The organism is Paracoccus sp. AK26 (genome assembly GCF_011801365.1).
In the GTDB taxonomy this organism is placed as follows: Bacteria; Pseudomonadota; Alphaproteobacteria; order Rhodobacterales; family Rhodobacteraceae; genus Paracoccus; species Paracoccus aerius.
This window is the reverse complement of the sequence record NZ_CP041041.1, coordinates 2000319-2019151: the sequence shown is the minus strand read 5'-3', so window position 1 is coordinate 2019151 and position 18833 is coordinate 2000319. Positions and strand designations below refer to the sequence as shown.

Genomic DNA, 18833 nt, shown 5'->3' with positions numbered 1-18833 from the left:
GCAAAAATTGCATGGCAGTCACGGCAGGATTGTAACAGCATGGACTGGGACAAGCTTCGAATCTTTCACGCCGTTGCCGATGCGGGCAGCCTGACCCATGCCGGCGATACGCTGCACCTGTCGCAATCCGCCGTCAGCCGGCAGATCCGCGCGCTCGAGGAGTCGCTGGGCACCACGCTGTTCCACCGCCACGCCCGCGGCCTGATTCTGACCGAACAGGGCGAATTGCTGTTCGAGGCCACATCCTCCATGGCCCGTAAGCTGGACACGGCATCCGCCCGCATCCGCGACAGCGAGGAGCATGTCTTCGGCGAGCTGAAGGTCACGGCCACCGTGGGCTTCGGCACCCTGTGGCTGGCCCCGAAGCTGGTGAAGCTTTATGAGAAATACCCCGATCTGAAGATCGACCTGATGCTGGAGGAACGCGTACTGGACCTGCCCATGCGCGAGGCCGACGTGGCGATCCGCATGAAGGAACCTAGCCAGTCCGACCTGATCCGGCGCCGCCTTCTCAGCGTCAGGATGCGGCTTTATGCGACGCAGGAATATCTGGACAAGGCGGGCGTGCCGGAAACCATGGCCGACCTGTCGCCCTATCGCCTGATCTGCCAGCGTCCCGACCAGCCGCAGGTCGCGGCAGGCGCGCGGCTGGTGCAGGAAATCATGGCCCAGAACATCGGATCCACCCTGACGGTGAACAACTATTTCGGCGTTCTTCAGGCGGTGCTGGCGAACCTGGGGATCGGCGTGTTGCCCGATTACCTGACCGCCGATCACAAGCGCCTGGTTCGCGTCCTGCCCAATATCGAATCCGGCGAGGTGCCGGTGTTCTTGGCCTATCCCGAGGAATTGCGCCAAACCCGCCGCGTTGCGGTGTTCCGCGATTTCGTGCTGGAGGAAATCCAGGCATTTCGCCGCAGGCAAAGCGAGGCCCTGCTGCAAGAGGCAGTCGGCAGCGACTAAAGTCGCAGTCAAACCGGCAAATCTGCAACTTTCGCGTGTAGCCATTCCGCAACTGCATGGCGGGTATGCTGCAACTGCGGCAGCACGGGTCTTGAACCGTTAACAACCTGCCCATAAATCAAGCGTCGAAGGCGATGGTCAGCGTAATCGCGCATCACCTTCTACCTCCCTGTTGGACTTAGGCCGGGCCTTGTGCCCGGCTTTTTTTGTCCCTGTCCGGGCGGGTGGCGGTGCGGGCCTTCCCATATGCGGCATCTGGCCATAAAAGGCGCCCTGATCCACCCCGGCAGGAAGGCACCACGATGCAGGAACCGACGATCACCCCCGACCTGATCGCCGCGCACGGGCTGAAGCCCGACGAATACGACCGCATCCTGGACATCATCGGCCGAGAGCCGACCTTTACCGAACTGGGCATCTTCAGCGCCATGTGGAACGAACATTGTTCCTACAAGTCATCCAAGAAATGGCTGCGCACGCTGCCCACGACCGGCCCCCAGGTGATCTGCGGCCCCGGCGAGAATGCGGGCGTGGTGGACATCGGCGACGGCCAGGCCGTGGTCTTCAAGATGGAAAGCCACAACCACCCCAGCTATATCGAGCCGCACCAGGGCGCCGCGACCGGCGTGGGCGGCATCCTGCGCGACGTCTTCACCATGGGCGCGCGTCCGATCGCCGCAATGGACGCGCTGTCCTTCGGGCGTCCCGAACATCCCAAGACCCCGCATCTGGTCAAGGGCGTGGTGGAAGGCATCGGCGCCTATGGCAATGCCTTCGGCGTGCCGAATGTCGGCGGCGAAGTGCGCTTCCACCGCAGCTATGACGGCAACTGCCTGGTCAACGCCTTTGCGGCGGGCCTGGCCGATGCGGACAAGATCTTCTATTCCGCCGCTTCGGGCATCGGGATGCCGGTGGTCTATCTGGGCGCCAAGACCGGCCGCGACGGCGTGGGCGGTGCGACCATGGCCAGCGCCGAATTCGACGACAGCATCGAGGAAAAGCGCCCCACGGTCCAGGTGGGCGACCCCTTCACCGAGAAATGCCTGCTGGAAGCCTGCCTCGAGCTGATGCAGACGGATTCGGTCATTTCCATCCAGGACATGGGCGCGGCCGGGCTGACCTGTTCCGCCGTGGAAATGGGCGACAAGGGCGGGCTTGGCATCAAGCTGATCCTGGACAACGTGCCGCAGCGCGAAACCGGTATGACCGCATACGAGATGATGCTGTCGGAAAGCCAGGAACGGATGCTGATGGTCCTCAAGCCCGAGAAGGAGGCCGAGGCCCGCGCCATCTTCGAGAAATGGGATCTGGACTTCGCCATCGTGGGCGAGACAATCGCCGAGGACCGCTTCCTGATCCTGCACGGCAATGAGGTCAAGGCCGACCTGCCGCTGTCGAAGCTGTCCTCATCCGCGCCGGAATACGACCGCCCCTGGGTGGAAACGCCTGCCGCCGGGGCCATGCCCCACCTGCCTGCGATCACGCCCATAAAGGCGCTGCGGGCGCTGATCGGCAGCCCGTCCTATGCGCACAAGGGCTGGGTCTGGGAACAGTATGACACCCAAGTGGGCGCCGACACGATCCGCCGCCCCGGCATGGGCGCGGGCGTGGTCCGCGTTCACGGCACCAACAAGGCGCTTGCTTTCACCAGCGACGTGACGCCGCGCTATGTCAAGGCCAACCCCTTCGAGGGCGGTAAGCAGGCCGTGGCCGAGGCTTATCGCAACCTGTCTGCCGTTGGCGCGCTGCCCTTGGCCACCACCGACAACCTGAACTTCGGCAATCCCGAAAAGCCCGAGATCATGGGCCAGTTCGTAGGCAGCATCAAAGGCATCGGAGAAGCCTGCAAGGCGCTGGACTTCCCCATCGTGTCGGGGAACGTGTCGCTATATAACGAAACCGACGGCAAGGGCATCCTGCCCACGCCCACCATCGGCGGCGTGGGCCTGATCGACGACCTGTCGAACCTGATCGCGGGCCTGCCAAGCGAAGGCGACGTGGCTGTCGTCATCGGCCGCACGCAGGGCCACCTAGGCCAGTCCGCCCTTGCTGCCGAGGCCTTCGGGATCGAGGAGGGCGACGCCCCCCATGTCGATCTGGCGGCCGAGCGCAAGCATGGCGAGTTCCTGCGCGCCAACCGTGCCCACGTGAAGTCCGCCACCGACCTGTCAGACGGCGGCCTTGCCCTTGCCGCCTTCGAGATGGCCGAGGCCGCGGGCATCGGCGTCCGTTTGAACAGCGGCGACATCGCGGAGCTGTTCGGAGAGGACCAGGCCCGCTATCTGGTCGCCTGCGATGCCGCTGGGACCGAGGCGCTGCTGAAGGCGGCCGATGCTGCGGGCGTGCCTGCCGCACAGGTGGGTGTCTTTGGCGGGCTGGCGGTGCAGATGGGCGACGACGCGGGCGATCTGGCGGAACTGTCGCAGCTTTACCGCACCGCCTTTGCCCGCGCGATCCGGGGCGACATGCCCGACCACGCATGACGGTCAAGGCGCCCTCGGGCTATGCCGCCATCATCACCGCCGCCGGCCGCGGCACCCGCGCGGGCGGCGAGCCGAAGCAGTGGCGCGACCTTCGTGGGCGCAGTGTCCTTGCGCGGTCGCTTGACGCCTTCGCGGGCTTTGACCGCGTGGTGCTGGTGGTCCATCCCGACGATATGGCCCGCGCAATCCGCGACTTCGCGGGCGGCGTGACCATCGTCACCGGGGGCGCGACACGCGCGGCCAGCGTCATGGCGGGGCTTCAGGCCTTGGACGGGCAGGCGAGCCACGTCCTGATCCACGATGGCGCGCGGCCCCTGGTCAGCGATGCGGTGATCCAGGGCGTGATCGACGCGCTGCAAGGCGGCGCACAGGCCGCCGCCCCGGCATTGCCGATCAGCGACGCCTTGTGGAACGGCGCAGAAGGCGCGGTCACCGGCACGACCTCTCGTGCAGGTTTGTTCCGCGCGCAAACCCCGCAGGGTTTCACCCTGGACCAAATATCCAATGCGCACCGCCTGCACCCGGACGACGCTGCCGACGACGTGGAACTGGCCCTCAAGGCCGGGATCCCCGTTGCGATCACCCCGGGGTCCGAGGACAATCTGAAGATCACCTTTCCCGCCGATTTCGCGCGGGCCGAACGGATAGTGGGGACCGCGATGGATATTCGCCTTGGCAACGGCTACGACGTTCACGCCTTCGGGCCGGGCGACCATGTCTGGCTGTGCGGCGTGCAGATCGCGCATGAAGCCGGGCTTGTCGGCCATTCCGACGCGGATGTGGGAATGCACGCGCTGACAGACGCGATCTATGGCGCGCTGGCCGAAGGCGATATCGGCCGCCATTTCCCGCCCTCGGACCTGCAATGGAAGGGCGCCGACAGCGCGATCTTCCTGGCGCATGCGGCGGACCTGGCCCGCGAACGGGGCTTCACCTTCGGCAATGCCGATGTCACCCTGATCTGCGAGGCGCCGAAGATCGGCCCCCACGCGGTCGCCATGCAGGCCCGCCTGGCCCAGATCATGGATGTTGACCCAAGCCGTATCAGCGTCAAGGCCACGACCTCGGAACGGCTGGGCTTCACCGGCCGGCGCGAGGGCATCGCGGCCATCGCCACCGCAGCTTTGATCAGGGCGTGAACATGGACCGTCTTCTGGCGACCTGGTTCTATTCGGGCCTCTTGCGTCCCGCGCCCGGCACATGGGGATCGGCCGTCGCCGTCGCGATGGGGCTGGTCCTGCACAGGATCGGGCATTTCCCGCTGCTGGCCCTGGCGACCGGGCTGGTGATCGTCCTGGGGTTCTGGGTCGTGCCGCGCTATACCGCCGGCATGGCCGATCCCGACCGCAGCGAGATCGTCATAGACGAGGTCGCGGGACAATGGCTGGCGCTGATGGCGCCGTCCTTCGGCTTCTGGCACGCGGGCCTGCCGGCCGACAGCTTTCCTTATCCGGGCTGGGTCGCGGCCTTCCTGTTCTTCCGGCTGTTCGACATCTGGAAGCCTTGGCTGGTGGGCCGCGCCGACCGACGCCATGATCCGGCAGGGGTGATGCTGGACGACCTTTGGGCCGGGATTTTCGCAGCCTTGGCGACGATGGTCGCGGCAGGCCTAGCGCATGGAGTGCTGATGTGACCCTTGCCGCCGAGATCCTCGACGCCGCCCGCGCCCGCGGCGTAATGATCGCCACCGCCGAAAGCTGCACCGGTGGGCTGATCGCGGGCGCCCTGACCGAGGTGCCGGGATCCTCGGACGCCGTGGACCGGGGCTTCGTCACCTATTCCAACGCCGCCAAGCAGCAGATGCTGGGCGTGCGCGCCCAGACGCTGGAAGCCCACGGCGCCGTCAGCGAACAGGTCGCGGCGGAAATGGCCGCGGGCGCGTTGCGCCTGTCCCAGGCGGGCATCGCCGTGTCCGTCACCGGCATCGCTGGCCCCGGCGGGTCCGAACACAAGCCCGAGGGCCGCGTCTGCTTCGGCGTCGCCCAGCCCTTCGGCACCCATACCGAAACAGTCGAGTTCGGCGCCATCGGTCGCCGCCAGGTGCGCGAGGCAACCGTGGACCACGCCCTTCGGATGCTGCTGGACGCGCTGCGCGTCTAGCAACGCACGCAGGGTTAACAGCCCCTTAACGCAGGCCCGCCACCCTTCTGCCTTATTTGCAGGACGGGGTAGCCATGCCAAGCGTTGAAGAAGTCGCAGCCCAGATCGTCGCGCGCGAGGGCGGATATGTGAACGATCCCGACGACCCGGGCGGTGCCACCAACTATGGCGTCACGATCGGGACCATGAAGTCCCTGGGGCTGGATTTGAACAAGGACGGGCGCGTCGACGCGACGGATGTTCGGATGCTGACCCGCGCCCAGGCGCAGCAGATCTTTGTCGAACATTATTTCCGGCGTCCGCGCCTGTCGGACCTGCCGCCTGCGGTGCAAGCCAGCGTGTTCGACATGTATGTGAACGCCGGCACCAATGCGGTGAAGATCCTGCAGCGGCTGGTCGCGCGCATGGGCTTTTCCGCGACGGCCGATGGCGTGATCGGGCCGCAGACCGTGGCCGCCGCCCATGACGCCGCCGCCGCCGCGCCCGATCACTTCGCCGATGCCTACGGGATCGCGCGGCGCAATTACTACTACTCGCTGGCAGATCAGCGCCCCGCCAGCCGCAAATACGCGCGCAGCAAGTCGGGCGGCAAGGGCGGCTGGATCACCCGGGCCGAGGAGTTCATCAGTCCCCGCTATCACCTGACCGAAGCCGAGCATCGCGAAAGGACCGCCAAATGGGCATGATCGACCGCTTCATCGGCCTGGGCCAGGGTGTCACCGCCCTTGGCAGCGCCGCCACCGGCATGGCCGAGGTCTTCACCCAGAATGCCACCCGCAAGATGGAGCTTGAGGAGGAAGCCTATGCCCGCGCGATCAACCAGCTTGGTCAGGAGTTCCAGACCGTCCGGCCCGGCTTCTTCGACAGCTTCGTCAATGGCTTGAACCGTCTTCCCCGACCGCTTCTGGCCTTGGGAACGATGGCGCTGTTCATCTATGCCATGATTGAACCCGAGGGTTTTGGCCTGCGCATGGTGGGCCTGCAACAGGTGCCCGAACCCTTGTGGTGGCTGTTGGGCGCCATCGTCGGCTTCTATTTCGGCGCACGAGAGGCGCATCATTTCCGTCATCGCGTCTGGCCCGCCCAGCAGGTCAAGACCAGCGTCACCACGACTCAGCAGGTCGCGGTCCGCAAGCCGGGCGACGATTTCGCCGACAATGCCGCCTTGCGCGACTGGGCGGCGGGCCTGCGCGAATAGGCCGCAGCCCCGCCCACGCGAAACTGATCCGGGCGGTCAAGGGGGGACTTTTCCCCCCTTTTGCATGGCCCTATGCTGGGCAGGCACCAAGGGATCCCGCCATGACAGCAGAATTCGGCCATTTCGCCCTGATCCTCGCCTTTGCGGTGTCGCTGTTCCAGGTGGTGGTGCCGATGGTCGGCGCCTCCAAGGGCTGGGAAGCCTGGATGGACAGCGCCCGCCCGGCCGCCGTGGCGCAGTTCCTGCTGGTCGGCCTGTCCTTCGCGGCACTGACGGTGGCCTTCGTCACCTCGGACTTCTCGCTGAAGCTGGTCTACGAGAACTCCCACACCGCCAAGCCGATGCTCTACAAGATCAGCGGCGTCTGGGGGAACCACGAAGGGTCGATGCTGCTGTGGGTGCTGATCCTGGCGCTGTTCGGGGCGGCAGCTGCGGCTTTTGGCGACAACTTGCCGCCTGCCCTGCGGGCGCGGGTGCTGGCGGTGCAGGCGGCGATCGGCGCTGCCTTCTATGCCTTCATCATCTTCACCTCGAACCCGTTCCTGAGGCTGGCAAGCCCGCCTTTCGACGGGCGCGACCTGAACCCGCTGCTGCAGGATCCGGGCCTGGCCTTCCATCCGCCCTTCCTTTACCTGGGCTATGTTGGGCTCTCGATGGCCTTCAGCTTCGCCGTCGCGGCCCTGATCGAAGGCCGCGTGGACGCCGCTTGGGCGCGATGGGTCCGCCCCTGGACGCTGGCTGCCTGGATGTTCCTGACCATCGGCATCGCGCTTGGCAGCTGGTGGGCCTATTACGAGCTTGGCTGGGGCGGCTTCTGGTTCTGGGATCCGGTGGAAAACGCCAGCTTCATGCCCTGGCTGCTGGCCGCGGCCCTGCTGCATTCGGCCATCGTGGTCGAAAAGCGCGAGGCGCTGAAAAGCTGGACCATCCTGCTGGCGATCATGGCCTTCGGCTTTTCCATGATCGGGACCTTCATCGTCCGGTCCGGCGTCATCACGTCCGTCCACAGCTTTGCCAGCGACCCGGCGCGCGGCGTGTTCATCCTGGGGATCCTGGTGGTCTTTACCGGGGGGGCGCTGACGCTTTACGCCGCGCGCGCCGGGCAGATGACCGCCAAGGGTGTCTTCGCCCCGGTGTCGCGGGAAGGGGCGTTGGTCCTGAACAACGTCCTGCTGGCGGTGTCGGCCTTCGTGGTCTTCATCGGCACGATGTGGCCCCTGATCGCCGAGATGCTGTGGGACCGCAAGCTGTCGGTCGGCCCGCCCTTCTTCAACCAGGCCTTCACCCCCTTCATGATCGTGCTGGCGATCGTGCTGCCGCTGGGCTCCATCATGCCCTGGAAGCGCGCCGCCCTGTCGCGCATCATGCGGCCGCTTTGGGGGGCTTTCATGCTGGCCGGGGCGGTGATGGCGCTTGTCTTTGCCGTCTCGACCGGGCGCTCGGCCGTCGCGGTGATCGGCGCGGGCCTGGGCGCCTGGATCATCTTCGGCGCGGTGGCGGAACTGGTCCACCGGACCGGCCAGTCGGGCCTGTCGCGCCTGCTGCGCCTGCCGCGCGCGGATTGGGGCAAGGCCACAGCCCATGCCGGCATGGGCGTGACCTTCATCGGCGTCGCCCTGCTGACGGCCTGGCAGGTCGAGGATATCCGCGTGGCGCAAGTGGGCCAGCCCTTCACCGTCGGGGGCTATGACATCACCCTGGCCTCGGTCGACGAGGTCGAGGGACCGAACTTCATCTCGACCACGGCAACGATGCAGGTGGCGCGGGACGGCCGCCCGGTGGCGGTGCTGCATCCCGAAAAGCGCGTCTATCCGGTCCAGGCCATGCCCACGACCGAGGCCGCGATCGACAACGGCATCTTCCGCGACATCTACCTGGTGATCGGGGATGCGCAGGCCGATGGAGGCTGGGCCGTGCGGACCTATATCAAGCCCTTCGCCAACTGGATCTGGGCTGGTTCGCTGCTGATGGCGCTTGGCGGGATCATCAGCCTGTCCGACCGCCGCTATCGCGTGGCTGCTGGTGCCCGCCGCGCACCCGCCAAGACGGTGGCCGCGGAATGAGGCGGCTCCTGATCCTTCTGGCGCTGCTGCTGCCAGTCGCGGCCTTTGCCGTCCAGCCGGACGAGGTCCTGCCCGATGCCGGGCAAGAGGCGCGGGCGCGCGAAATCTCGCAAAAGCTGCGCTGTCCGGTCTGCCAGGGCGAGAATATCGACGAATCCAATGCACCCATCAGCCGCGACCTCCGCCTGTATGTCCGCGAAAGGATCGTGGCTGGCGACAGCAACGACGAGGTGATCGACGCGGTGGTGGACCGCTTTGGCGAGTTCGTCCTGTTCGAACCGCGTGCCCGGGGCGGAAACCTGGTCCTGTGGCTAGCCGGGCCGGTCATGGCGCTGCTGGCCTTGCTGGGCGCCTGGCGCTTCCTGCGGTCCCGCGCCACCGCCCGCCCCGAGGAGGCGCAGGCGCTGAGCCAGGCCGAGCGCGAGCGGCTGGACCAGATCATGCGCGACTGACGCGGGGTCGGGCTTTTCCCGCGCGTTGTTTGCGTCATGATGCCCCGCAAAAGGGGGACCGACATGAGCTTTGAAACCATCGAATTCGCAATCCAGGACGGCGTGGCGACACTGACGCTGAACCGCCCGCAGGTGATGAACGCGCTGAGCAGCCGGATGCGGGTCGAGATCACCGAGGCGGTGACGACTCTGCCCGCCGAGGCCCGCTGCCTGGTCATCACGGGGGCCGGGCGCGGCTTCTGTTCGGGACAGGATCTGACCGACCGGGCTGCGGCGGCCGATCTGGAAGGCACGCTGCGGGATGAATACGAGCCGATGCTGCGGGCGATCCGCGCCTGCCGCGCGCCGGTCATCGCCGCGGTGAACGGCGTGGCGGCGGGTGCAGGGGCGAACCTTGCGCTTGCGGCCGACATAGCGATCGCTGCCGAAAGTGCCAGCTTCATCCAGGCCTTCACGCGGATCGGGCTGGTTCCCGATGCGGGCGGAACCTTTGTCATTCCACGCGCCGTGGGCATGGCCCGCGCCATGGGCATGATGCTGTTCGCCGAACCCATCAGCGCGCGCCAGGCCGCCGACTGGGGCCTGATCTGGGAAGCCTTGCCTGACGACGCCTTTGCCGAAGGGGTGGCCCTGCGTGCCCGGCAACTGGCCCAGGGTCCGACTGCCGCCTATCTGTCGATCCGCGAGGCCGTGCAGGCCTCGACCCAGAACGACATGGACGCGCAGCTTGTGCTGGAAGCGCGGCTGCAAGGCGCGGCTGGCCGGACAGCCGATTTCATCGAAGGCGTGACGGCGTTCCTGGAAAAGCGTCCGGCCCGGTTCACCGGCCGCTAGGCGATCTGCGCGAAACGCGGGGCCGGGGTGCGGTTGTCGAAGAAGGGCACCGTGTCCGGCACCGGCAAGGGCGCGCCGGGGGCCAGGCCTGCGATCAGGTCCGACAATTCGGCCAGCACGACCTCGGTGATGAAGGGCAGGTCAAGCGCGCGGGCCTGGGACAACGGCACCCAGTGCAGGTGCGAAAGCTCGTCGCAGGCGCGGCTGAAATCGTCGGGATCGGTCGCAAGCGCCGCCGCATCGGCCAGAAAGAAATGCGCGTCGAACCGGCGCGGGCGGCCGGGCGGCGTGATCGCCCGGAACAGATAGGTCAGGGCCGAGGCGTCGGGGACAAGCCCTGCCTCGGCAAAGCCGGTCATGTCGCTGGCGCCGGGGCGGCCGATCAACTGGCCGGTTTCTTCGGCCAGTTCGCGCAGGGCCGCGGCGGCGATGGCGTGGGCATCGGGTGCCGATCCGGGACGCGGCTGTTGCAAAAGACGGCTGCGATGCGGCTCGGCCAAGGGCGCCGCCAAGGGCACCGCTGCATCGGCGGCGTCCACCGCGCCGCCGGGGAAGACATATTTCGACGGCATGAACACCGCACCAGCGCCGCGCATTCCCATCAGGACCGAGGCACCCGACGCGTCGCGCCGCAACAGGATGATGGTCGCGGCGTCGCGGATGGGCGGGTTCGCATCGCTCACGATGGCAGGGGCTCCGCGCCGAAACCGTGCATCCGGCGCGCCCATTGCAGGCCTACGAAGGCGCCCTTGATGCGGGGCAGCAGCAGCATCGACAGGATGATCGAGCCGAGGCCGAAGGTCCAGATCATCGTCATGGCCGACGGGCGCCAGGCGATATAGCAGGCCAGCAGCAAGGGCGCGCCCAGATGCGAGACCAGCAGGATCGTCAAATAGGCCGGCCCGTCGTCGGCCCGCTGATGATGCAGCGCTTCGTTGCAATGGGGGCAGTGGTCGGCGACCTTCAGGAAGGACCGGAACAGCTTGCCTTCCCCGCAGGCCGGGCAACGCCCAAGGGCGCCGCGCAGCATTGCCTGCCCCGTGGGCCGTTCGTTCGAGTCAAGGGTTGCGGCGGGCGAGGGCATGACGGTCTCCGGCAGGGGTGGACCGTGCCAATGTAGGCATGGATGCGGACCGTTGCCAGTCCTCCGTTCCGGACGATTGGTCGCATCAGCAGACCGGCTGCGTGGGCGCCATCAGCACGCGGTTCCGGCCCAGCGACTTGGCCGCGATCATCGCGCGGTCCGCGCGTTCCAAGGCGATCTCGGCCAGAACGTCGGGCCTGCTGATGCAGAAGGGCGCTTGTTCGAAGGCCACTCCGATCGACAGCGTGGCCTGGACCTGCCCGCCGCCCGAGATCGGCGGCAGCAGCGTCGGATGGGTCTCGACCTCTTGTCGGATCTCCTCGGCCAGGCGGAAGGCGTCAGCCTCGGTCGCGTGGGGCAGGACCACCAGGAACTCCTCGCCTCCAAGGCGCGCGGTCAGTCCCTGGCTGGCCACGATCCCCTCGACCCGCCGGGCGATGTCGCACAGAACCGCGTCGCCTGCGGCATGGCCGAAATTGTCGTTGATCGCCTTGAACCGGTCGAGGTCAAGCGCCATGACCGCAAAGCCGTCCTGGCGCCGCATCGCGCTGCGGGCGATCTCGGCCAGCCGGGGCATCGCGTAGCGGCGGTTGTGAAGGCCGGTCAGCGGATCGGACATGGCCCAGGCCATGTTGCGCTTCATCTCCTGGCGCCGGCTATCCGCCCGGCGCTTGCGGTCCAACTGGTTGCGCAGCGCCAGGGCGGCGATCTCTGCGTTATTGTCCCCGGCCGGGTCCAGGGGCAGGACCTCGCCCGCGCCCAGATCCAGGGCGATCGCGCACAATTCCTCACGCTCGGGCGCGACAAGGACGGCGAAGCCCGCTTCCTTTGATCCATTGCGAGATCGCAATTCGGACAGCAGCCGCAGCCCGTCGCCCTTCTGCTCGATATCGGCAGCGATGATATACAGGTCCGCCCCGTCGCCATGCGCCGCCGCGCTGAGCGTCTCGTCCGGACTGGCGATGGCAAAGCGGCAGTTCAGGCGCGGCTGCAGGATATGGCGCCAGCGCTGCGCCCGACCCGGCTGGTCGGCCACAAGCACAACATTGCCGGACGGGGCGTGGACAAAGCCGCCCGCATCCTCGGCCAGGGCGAAGTCGGGGGCATCGTCAGCCTCGGCATCGCGCAGCAACCCGCGGACACGGGCCAGCAGCATCTGTTCGGCCACGCGCGGATCCAGCACGGCGGCGGCCCCTGCCTGAAGCGCCTCGACCCGGCGTTCCCCGTCGGCAAGCACCAGAACGGGCGTGCGGGGCCGCTCGACCGAGATCATGTGAAAGGCGTCCGCCAGGCGAAGCCCCGTGAAACCCGGTCCCAGCAGGATCAGGTCGGGGCGCCCCTGGCGCAATTGCGACAGCAGGTCGTCGCCCGTTGCGGCCGTCAGCACCTCGTAGCAGGCGCCCGACAGCTTGACCTTCAGGCTGATCCTGCTTGTCGCACTGCCTTCCGCGATAAGGATACGCGCAGTCACCGATAACGCCCCCTTTTCGACGACATGTGCAGAATGGCATTGATTCCTTAACAAAGCGTTTCCAAACAGGGGCGGCAGCCGCCCGATCCAAGGACCCACGATGACATATTCGAGAGAAGCCGCCCAAAATCTGGCCACCTCGGTCCTGATCTACATGGCGGAACGGCCCGACCTGATGGCCGGGTTTCTGGAGGCATCGGGCCTGAGCCCGCAAGACTTGCGAAAGATCGCGGCAGCTCCGGAAATTGCGCTGCATGTGCTGGACTTCCTGCTGGAAGACGACCGGCGCGTCCTGGACGCCGCCGCCGATCTGACCATTCCCCCGGGCGATCTGATGCAGGCGCGGACGGCCCTTGCCGGACCGGGCAGCTATGGCTGGGACGTCTGACATTTGCGATTTGTTCACCCCTGTTGCCTATGAAGGGCGACGGAGGTGATCCATGAACGATCTTGTCAGCCGCGCAATCGAACGGTTCCTTGCCGAGGAATCGGTGCCCCTTCAGGCCGGGGCGGAAAACCTCGACCCCGCCGGAATGCTGCATGACGCCGCGCGCCGCCTGGACAAGCCGGTGGATGAACTGGTCGAGGATCTGGGCGCCTGGCTGGTGCGGCAGGACGAGATCTGGCGCCTGCTGCGGTTCTGCGGGCAGGATTTCCTGGATTTTCTTCTGCGGCTCGAGGAACTGCCGGACCGGATCCGGCTGGTTACCGATGATCTCGACATCCCCGAGATTGGCTTGTCACGCAGCGATGACAGCCTGCTGTGGATCAGTTTCTCGCACGGGCAGGCGGTCTGGACAGCGCTTCTCAGCGGGCTCTTGCGGGCGATGGCCGATGACTATGGCGCGCTCTGCGTAATCACCCCCCGGGATGGCGGATTGTGCGTGGACATATCTGACTCCGCCTTCGCGACGGGGCGGACATTCCATCTTTCGCCCAGGATCCAGGCGTCATGAGCCATGGCTTGACCCTGGGGCAGGATGTGCTGGACCGGCTGATGCCCATGCATCTCTGCGTGGCCGAATGCGGCCTGATCCATTCCGCCGGGCCGACCATGCGAAAGCTGATGCCCCCGGATGCGCAGGATGTCGAGGATGTCTTTGTCGAGGGGCGGGGCGCGGCCTCGGGCCATGTGATCGGGGCGATCCGCGCCGCGAAGGGCGGCAACCGGCTTGCCTTGCGGCTGCGCCACCATCGGCGCCTTTCGCTGCGGGGCCATGTCGTGGCGCCGGGATTTGGCGGGCTTCTTCTGAACTTCTGCTTCGGGGTTTCGCTGTCGGAAGCGGTGGCGGTCTTCGGCCTGACCGAATCGGATTTCGCGCCGTCGGAACTGGCGCTTGAGCTGATGTTCCTGCAGGAAGCCAACCGAGCCGTCCAGCAAGAGCTTGCGCGCTTCAACCGCCACCTGATGCTGGCCCGCAAGGATGCCGAGCGCGAGGCCCATACGGATGCCCTGACCGGCCTGCTGAATCGGCGGGGGCTGCAGGTGGCGATGCAGAACGCCTTTGAACCGCAGCACGGGACGCCCGGTTTCGCCCTGGCGCATCTGGATCTGGACAATTTCAAGCAGGTCAACGACCGCATGGGCCATGCCGCGGGCGACCGCCTGCTGGTCGAGGTCGCGCGGGTGCTGACCCGCACGGTGAGGGCGCGCGATGGGGTTGCGCGGATCGGCGGCGATGAATTCGTGCTGATCTTGGACGGCGCCTGGACCTGCCAGGCCCTGACCGATATCGGAACGCGCATCATCCAGGGGATCGAGGACGTCTCGCCACCAGATTGCAATGTTTCGACCAGCATCGGGATCGTGCTGTCGGCGGGTTACAGTGCCGATGCGATCGACCGGATGCTGGAAGACGCGGATGTCGCCCTTTATCGGTCAAAGCGAGAGGGCAAGGGCCGCGTCTCGATTGCGCCCCTGCCGGTCGCGGCCAGTCCTAGCTCCTTGCAAGGGCTGCGATGATGGGTCCGAAGTCCGCGGCTTTCAGGCTTGCCCCGCCCACCAAGGCTCCGTCCACATGCGGGATCGCAAAGATTTCCGCAGCATTGCCCGGCTTCACGCTGCCGCCATAAAGCAGCCGCACCTCCGCCGCATCTGCGACCTTGCCCTCCAGCCGGTCACGCATCAGGGCATGAACCTCGGTAATCTGGTCGGTGGTGGGGGTGCGGCCGGTGCCGATCGCCCAGACCGGCTCATAGGCGACGACCGTGTTTGCTGCCGTGGCCCCGGCGGGGATCGATCCATGAAGTTGCGCGGCAATCACGTCCAGCGTCTCGCCCGCGTCGCGCTGCGCCTCGGTCTCGCCCAGGCAGATGATCGCGACCAGCCCGGCGGCATGGGCCGCAGTCGCCTTGGCAGCCACCGCTGCATCCGTTTCGCCATGATCGGCGCGACGTTCGGAATGGCCCAGGATCACATAGGTGGCGCCTGCATCGCGCAGTTGCGCCGCAGCGATGTCTCCCGTATGCGCGCCAGAGGCCTGGTCATGGCAGTCCTGCCCGCCGATGGCGATGACATCGCCCGCACGCGTCTTCGCCGGATGGATCAGCAGCGCAGGCGGGCAGATCAGGATCTCGCAGCCGGGTGCCGGGTACGCCGCCACAAGAACGTCGATTTCGGCCAGGGCGGCCAGATTGCCGTTCATCTTCCAATTGCCAGCGGCCAATTTGCGCGGTGCCATGCCATTCCTCCAAAACCTTTGGCGGGCTTAGGGGCAGGGGGCGTCCTGCGCAATCATGGTAGCGCCGAAACCGGCCACACAATCCGCGTCAGACGGCGCGGCTGCCTTCCAGCGGCTCGAACCGGACCGATTCGCCGCAGCCGCAGGCGTCGGTCACATTCGGATTGCGGAAGCGGAAGCCCGATTCCAGCAAACCGTTTTCGTAATCGATCTCGGTCCCGAACAGGAACATCTGGGCGCGTGGCGCGATCAGCACCCGGGCGGCACCCTGTTCCACGACCTCCTCGTTCGGCTCGGCGGCCTCGACCAGGTCCATCGTGTATTCCATGCCCGCGCAGCCGCCCTTCTTCAGCCCGATGCGCAGGCCAAAGGCGTTCCTGCCCGTCATCAGCCGGGCGATCTGGCGTTCGGCGGCAGGCGTGATCTTGACCGGAGACGATCCGGGAATGGCAAACATGGCGCGTTCCTTCTGTTCACCCAGAAAGATAATCCCGCCCCCCGCCTCCATCAAGGCACATGGCGTTTCGCCTTGGTGCAAATATCCTCGGGGGAGGTGCCGGAACGGCACCCGGGGGCAGACAGCCCCCGCCACCGCCGCTGCAGGCGGCCTACATGAAGCCCAGTTCCAACCGGGCCTCGTCGGACATCATGTCCATGCCCCATTGCGGCTGGAAGGTCATTTCCACATCGACCTGCTTCACGCCCGGAATGGCCTCGACGGCGTCGGCGACCCAGCCCGGCATCTCTCCGGCGACGGGGCAGCCGGGGGCGGTCAGGGTCATGACCACCCGCACCTCGTTCTGGTCGTTGATGGCGATGGTGTAGATCAGCCCAAGGTCGAAGATGTTGACGGGTATTTCCGGGTCGTAGACCGTCTTGCAGGCCTCGACGACGCTGTCATACAGCGGATGGTCGGTGGACGAGGGCGCGATCAGCGGGGCGCCTTCCTGCAGCTCGGTCATGGCGAAATCCTGTCAAATGCGACCCTGATATAGGTGGTCGCCTCGCCTGCGTCCAGAGCAGGGCGGATTGCGAAGCCCCCTCGCATTCGCTAGACACGGCCGGTTCAAGAAACAGGCACCACCATGAGCGAGCGTTTCCACTTCAGCCTCCAGGCGACCGACGGGCAGGCCCGCGCCGGCACGATCCACACCCCGAGGGGAGAGATCCGCACGCCCGCCTTCATGCCCGTGGGCACCGCAGCCACGGTCAAGGCGATGCTGCCGGAATCGGTGCGCGCGACGGGTGCGGACATCCTGCTGGGCAATACCTATCACCTGATGCTGCGCCCCGGCGCGGAACGCATCGCGCGTTTGGGCGGCCTGCACCGCTTCATGAACTGGGACCGGCCGATCCTGACCGATTCGGGCGGCTTCCAGGTCATGTCGCTGGCCGCGCTGCGCAAGCTGACCGAGGACGGGGTCACCTTCTCGTCCCATATCGACGGGTCCAAGCACATGCTGTCGCCGGAAACCAGCATGGAGATTCAGCGTCTGCTGGGCAGCGACATCGTGATGTGCTTCGACGAATGCCCCGCGCTTCCCGCGACCGAGGAAGCGGTCGCCCGGTCCATGCGCCTGTCGATGCGGTGGGCGCAGCGGTCGCGCGACGCCTTTGGCGACCGTCCCGGCCATGCGCTGTTCGGCATCATGCAAGGCGGGGTGACGCCCGAACTGCGCGAAGAATCGGCCGAGGCGCTCAGGGCCATCGGCTTCGACGGCTACGCCATCGGCGGCCTTGCCGTGGGCGAGGGGCAGGAGGCGATGTTCGGCGTCCTCGACTATGCGCCCGGCTTCCTGCCCGCCGACAAGCCGCGCTACCTGATGGGCGTGGGCAAGCCCGACGACATCGTGGGCGCGGTCCAGCGGGGCGTGGACATGATGGACTGCGTTCTGCCCTCGCGGTCGGGGCGGACCGGGCAGGCTTGGACACGGCGCGGGCAGGTCAACGTCAAGAACGCGCGCCACGCCGATGACCCGCGTCCGCTGGACGAACAATGCACCTGTCCCGCCTGCACGGGCTATTCCCGCGCCTATCTGCACCATGTCTTCCGCGCGGGCGAGATGATCAGCGGGATGCTGCTGACCTGGCACAATCTCCATTATTTCCAGGAGCTGATGGCGGGCTTGCGCAGCGCCATCGCCCAAGGCCGGCTGGACGAATTCGTGGCCGACTTCCATGCCCAGCGAGCCGAGGGCGACATTCCACCCCTGTGATCCGTCAGTCCCGCTGACCAAAAACACTTTCCTTTGAGAAGGCCCGGGCTTATCGGTGTCCGGTTGGCGGACGAACCGCCCTGGGCGAAAGACCACATGAGCGACGACATCATCACGATCACCCGCACCGAAGACCTGGCGCTGTTCTGCGAGAACGCCAAGGCAGCCCCTTATGTCACGGTCGATACCGAGTTCCTGCGCGAGCGGACCTATTGGTCAAAGCTGTGCCTGATCCAGCTGGCGCTGCCGCCCGCATCGACGCCCAAGGCCGCAGGAGGCGAGGCCGTGCTGGTCGATCCCCTGGCCGAGGGCCTGTCGCTCGAGCCGCTCTACGACCTGTTCCGCCATCAGGGCACGGTCAAGGTCTTCCACGCCGCCCGCCAGGATCTCGAGATTTTCTTCCACGACGCCGCGCTGTTCCCGCAGCCGCTGTTCGACACCCAGGTCGCCGCGATGGTCTGCGGATTTGGTGAACAGGTCGGCTATGAAACGCTGGTGCGCAAGATCGCGCGGGCGAACTTGGACAAGTCGTCGCGCTTTACGGATTGGTCCCGCCGCCCGCTGTCGGACGCGCAAAAGGCCTATGCGCTGGCCGACGTGACCCATCTGCGCGTGATCTACGAGTTCCTGTCGGCCGAACTGCGCAAGAACGACCGCGAAAGCTGGCTGGCCGAGGAAATCGCGGTTCTGGAAGACCCGGAAACCTATATCACCCGCCCCGAGGAAGCCTGGCTCAAGGTCCGCACCCGCACCAACTCGCCCCGGTTCCTGGCGATCCTGCGCGAATTGGCGCGCTTTCGCGAAGCCTATGCCCAGGAACGCGACATCCCCCGGTCGCGCGTGTTCAAGGACGATGCCATGATCGAGGTCGCCTCGACCAAGCCCGCGACCGAGGCCGATCTGGGCCGCTCGCGCCTGCTGCTGCGCGAGGCGCGCAAGGGCGACATCGCCAATGGTATCCTGGCGGCGGTGAGGGCCGGGGTAGACTCCAAGGACCTGCCGCAGGCCAAGGCCGAGGAACCGGGCAAGCCCGGCAATGCCGCGCTGTCGGATCTGCTGCGCGTGCTTCTGAAGGCCAAGGCCGATGCGGCAGGGGTTGCGCCCAAGCTGATTGCCTCGGCCGCGGAACTGGATGCACTTGCCCAGGGGGAACGCGACCTGCCCGCCCTCAGGGGTTGGCGGGCCGAGGTCTTCGGTCAGGACGCCCTGCGCCTTGCCGCCGGAGAGATTGCCTTGTCGGCCAAGGGCGGCTCTGTCCGGGTCGTGCCAGTCCCCTGACGCGCCTTTC

General features: G+C 66.7%; 21 protein-coding genes. 15 read left to right on the top strand and 6 right to left on the bottom strand.

What is annotated here, in order from left to right; genetic code table 11:
• The first annotated feature begins 39 nt into the window (after window positions 1–39).
• The 10 genes from FIU66_RS09980 to FIU66_RS09935 all read left to right on the top strand — a co-directional run bounded on the left by FIU66_RS09980 (window position 40) and on the right by FIU66_RS09935 (window position 10093).
• A complete protein-coding gene (locus FIU66_RS09980; RefSeq protein ID WP_167622560.1) occupies window positions 40–963 on the top strand; it encodes a LysR family transcriptional regulator in 924 nt (307 codons plus the stop codon).
• A 302-nt stretch (window positions 964–1265) separates the two neighbouring features.
• Complete coding sequence (gene purL / locus FIU66_RS09975; RefSeq protein ID WP_167622559.1) at window positions 1266–3446, top strand: phosphoribosylformylglycinamidine synthase subunit PurL; 2181 nt, start codon at window positions 1266–1268, stop codon at window positions 3444–3446.
• Window positions 3443–4585 carry a bifunctional 2-C-methyl-D-erythritol 4-phosphate cytidylyltransferase/2-C-methyl-D-erythritol 2,4-cyclodiphosphate synthase gene (locus FIU66_RS09970; RefSeq protein ID WP_167622558.1) on the top strand — a complete coding sequence of 381 codons (1143 nt, stop codon included), beginning with the start codon at window positions 3443–3445 and terminating at the stop codon, window positions 4583–4585. The genes purL and FIU66_RS09970 overlap by 4 nt, the downstream gene beginning before the upstream one ends.
• A complete protein-coding gene (locus FIU66_RS09965; RefSeq protein ID WP_370528912.1) occupies window positions 4582–5079 on the top strand; it encodes a phosphatidylglycerophosphatase A in 498 nt (165 codons plus the stop codon). The genes FIU66_RS09970 and FIU66_RS09965 overlap by 4 nt, the downstream gene beginning before the upstream one ends.
• Window positions 5076–5546: a CinA family protein gene (locus FIU66_RS09960; RefSeq protein WP_167622556.1), complete on the top strand. Its 471-nt coding sequence runs from the start codon at window positions 5076–5078 to the stop codon at window positions 5544–5546. The genes FIU66_RS09965 and FIU66_RS09960 overlap by 4 nt, the downstream gene beginning before the upstream one ends.
• Window positions 5547–5620: 74 nt before the next feature.
• Complete coding sequence (locus FIU66_RS09955; RefSeq protein ID WP_167622555.1) at window positions 5621–6232, top strand: holin-associated N-acetylmuramidase; 612 nt, start codon at window positions 5621–5623, stop codon at window positions 6230–6232.
• Window positions 6223–6744, top strand: a complete 522-nt coding sequence (locus FIU66_RS09950; protein ID WP_167622554.1) for a holin family protein — start codon at window positions 6223–6225, stop codon at window positions 6742–6744. The genes FIU66_RS09955 and FIU66_RS09950 overlap by 10 nt, the downstream gene beginning before the upstream one ends.
• Before the next feature lie 101 nt (window positions 6745–6845).
• Window positions 6846–8807: a heme lyase CcmF/NrfE family subunit gene (locus FIU66_RS09945; protein WP_167622553.1), complete on the top strand. Its 1962-nt coding sequence runs from the start codon at window positions 6846–6848 to the stop codon at window positions 8805–8807.
• Window positions 8804–9259: a cytochrome c-type biogenesis protein gene (locus FIU66_RS09940; RefSeq protein ID WP_167622552.1), complete on the top strand. Its 456-nt coding sequence runs from the start codon at window positions 8804–8806 to the stop codon at window positions 9257–9259. Before FIU66_RS09945 ends, FIU66_RS09940 begins: the two co-directional genes overlap by 4 nt.
• Window positions 9260–9322: 63 nt before the next feature.
• Window positions 9323–10093 (top strand): enoyl-CoA hydratase-related protein, encoded by a 771-nt coding sequence (locus FIU66_RS09935; protein ID WP_167622551.1) that lies wholly within the window; start codon window positions 9323–9325, stop codon window positions 10091–10093.
• Here the strand turns inward: FIU66_RS09935 and FIU66_RS09930 are convergent.
• From FIU66_RS09930 to FIU66_RS09920, 3 genes are all read right to left on the bottom strand, one after another.
• The gene (locus FIU66_RS09930; protein WP_167622550.1) at window positions 10090–10821 is read right to left on the bottom strand and encodes an NUDIX domain-containing protein; all 732 of its coding nucleotides are present in this window, start codon (window positions 10819–10821) and stop codon (window positions 10090–10092) included. The two genes, FIU66_RS09935 and FIU66_RS09930, sit on opposite strands and share 4 nt — an antisense overlap.
• Window positions 10773–11177: a DUF983 domain-containing protein gene (locus FIU66_RS09925; RefSeq protein WP_167622549.1), complete on the bottom strand. Its 405-nt coding sequence runs from the start codon at window positions 11175–11177 to the stop codon at window positions 10773–10775. Before FIU66_RS09925 ends, FIU66_RS09930 begins: the two co-directional genes overlap by 49 nt.
• 85 nt (window positions 11178–11262) lie before the next feature.
• A complete protein-coding gene (locus FIU66_RS09920; RefSeq protein ID WP_167622548.1) occupies window positions 11263–12648 on the bottom strand; it encodes a diguanylate cyclase in 1386 nt (461 codons plus the stop codon).
• A gap of 100 nt (window positions 12649–12748) precedes the next feature.
• Here FIU66_RS09920 and FIU66_RS09915 point away from each other — a divergent pair, with 100 nt between their 5' ends.
• The 3 genes from FIU66_RS09915 to FIU66_RS09905 are packed head-to-tail and all read left to right on the top strand — an operon-like array spanning window position 12749 to window position 14611.
• A complete protein-coding gene (locus tag FIU66_RS09915) occupies window positions 12749–13036 on the top strand; it encodes a DUF3572 domain-containing protein (RefSeq protein ID WP_167622547.1) in 288 nt (95 codons plus the stop codon).
• 52 nt (window positions 13037–13088) lie between these two features.
• Complete coding sequence (locus FIU66_RS09910) at window positions 13089–13604, top strand: heme NO-binding domain-containing protein (RefSeq protein ID WP_167622546.1); 516 nt, start codon at window positions 13089–13091, stop codon at window positions 13602–13604.
• Window positions 13601–14611 carry a GGDEF domain-containing protein gene (locus FIU66_RS09905; RefSeq protein WP_167622545.1) on the top strand — a complete coding sequence of 337 codons (1011 nt, stop codon included), beginning with the start codon at window positions 13601–13603 and terminating at the stop codon, window positions 14609–14611. The genes FIU66_RS09910 and FIU66_RS09905 overlap by 4 nt, the downstream gene beginning before the upstream one ends.
• Here the strand turns inward: FIU66_RS09905 and tpiA are convergent.
• From tpiA to FIU66_RS09890, 3 genes are all read right to left on the bottom strand, one after another.
• Window positions 14586–15329: a triose-phosphate isomerase gene (gene tpiA, locus FIU66_RS09900; protein WP_167622544.1), complete on the bottom strand. Its 744-nt coding sequence runs from the start codon at window positions 15327–15329 to the stop codon at window positions 14586–14588. The genes FIU66_RS09905 and tpiA overlap by 26 nt on opposite strands.
• A gap of 88 nt (window positions 15330–15417) precedes the next feature.
• Window positions 15418–15786: an iron-sulfur cluster assembly accessory protein gene (locus FIU66_RS09895; RefSeq protein WP_167622543.1), complete on the bottom strand. Its 369-nt coding sequence runs from the start codon at window positions 15784–15786 to the stop codon at window positions 15418–15420.
• A 151-nt stretch (window positions 15787–15937) separates the two neighbouring features.
• Window positions 15938–16291 (bottom strand): SUF system Fe-S cluster assembly protein, encoded by a 354-nt coding sequence (locus tag FIU66_RS09890; protein ID WP_167622542.1) that lies wholly within the window; start codon window positions 16289–16291, stop codon window positions 15938–15940.
• Window positions 16292–16414: 123 nt separating this feature from the next.
• On the opposite strand from FIU66_RS09890, the gene tgt reads away from it, so the two are divergent.
• Together tgt and rnd are read left to right on the top strand one after the other, a co-directional pair.
• Window positions 16415–17545, top strand: coding sequence for a tRNA guanosine(34) transglycosylase Tgt (tgt, locus tag FIU66_RS09885; RefSeq protein WP_167622541.1), 1131 nt, complete (start codon window positions 16415–16417; stop codon window positions 17543–17545).
• 108 nt (window positions 17546–17653) lie between these two features.
• Window positions 17654–18823, top strand: coding sequence for a ribonuclease D (rnd, locus tag FIU66_RS09880; RefSeq protein ID WP_167623469.1), 1170 nt, complete (start codon window positions 17654–17656; stop codon window positions 18821–18823).
• Window positions 18824–18833: the final 10 nt, after the last annotated feature.

Excerpts from the sequence above, each read along its gene's own strand:
- FIU66_RS09980 (WP_167622560.1), top strand. The coding sequence starts at position 40 with ATGGACTGGGACAAGCTTCGAATCTTTCACGCCGTTGCCGATGCGGGC.
- purL (WP_167622559.1), top strand. The coding sequence starts at position 1,266 with ATGCAGGAACCGACGATCACCCCCGACCTGATCGCCGCGCACGGGCTG.
- FIU66_RS09970 (WP_167622558.1), top strand. The coding sequence starts at position 3,443 with ATGACGGTCAAGGCGCCCTCGGGCTATGCCGCCATCATCACCGCCGCC.
- FIU66_RS09955 (WP_167622555.1), top strand. The coding sequence starts at position 5,621 with ATGCCAAGCGTTGAAGAAGTCGCAGCCCAGATCGTCGCGCGCGAGGGC.
- FIU66_RS09950 (WP_167622554.1), top strand. The coding sequence starts at position 6,223 with ATGGGCATGATCGACCGCTTCATCGGCCTGGGCCAGGGTGTCACCGCC.
- FIU66_RS09945 (WP_167622553.1), top strand. The coding sequence starts at position 6,846 with ATGACAGCAGAATTCGGCCATTTCGCCCTGATCCTCGCCTTTGCGGTG.
- FIU66_RS09940 (WP_167622552.1), top strand. The coding sequence starts at position 8,804 with ATGAGGCGGCTCCTGATCCTTCTGGCGCTGCTGCTGCCAGTCGCGGCC.
- FIU66_RS09935 (WP_167622551.1), top strand. The coding sequence starts at position 9,323 with ATGAGCTTTGAAACCATCGAATTCGCAATCCAGGACGGCGTGGCGACA.
- FIU66_RS09930 (WP_167622550.1), bottom strand. The coding sequence starts at position 10,821 with ATGGGCGCGCCGGATGCACGGTTTCGGCGCGGAGCCCCTGCCATCGTG.
- FIU66_RS09925 (WP_167622549.1), bottom strand. The coding sequence starts at position 11,177 with ATGCCCTCGCCCGCCGCAACCCTTGACTCGAACGAACGGCCCACGGGG.
- FIU66_RS09915 (WP_167622547.1), top strand. The coding sequence starts at position 12,749 with ATGACATATTCGAGAGAAGCCGCCCAAAATCTGGCCACCTCGGTCCTG.
- FIU66_RS09910 (WP_167622546.1), top strand. The coding sequence starts at position 13,089 with ATGAACGATCTTGTCAGCCGCGCAATCGAACGGTTCCTTGCCGAGGAA.
- FIU66_RS09905 (WP_167622545.1), top strand. The coding sequence starts at position 13,601 with ATGAGCCATGGCTTGACCCTGGGGCAGGATGTGCTGGACCGGCTGATG.
- tpiA (WP_167622544.1), bottom strand. The coding sequence starts at position 15,329 with ATGGCACCGCGCAAATTGGCCGCTGGCAATTGGAAGATGAACGGCAAT.
- FIU66_RS09895 (WP_167622543.1), bottom strand. The coding sequence starts at position 15,786 with ATGTTTGCCATTCCCGGATCGTCTCCGGTCAAGATCACGCCTGCCGCC.
- FIU66_RS09890 (WP_167622542.1), bottom strand. The coding sequence starts at position 16,291 with ATGACCGAGCTGCAGGAAGGCGCCCCGCTGATCGCGCCCTCGTCCACC.
- tgt (WP_167622541.1), top strand. The coding sequence starts at position 16,415 with ATGAGCGAGCGTTTCCACTTCAGCCTCCAGGCGACCGACGGGCAGGCC.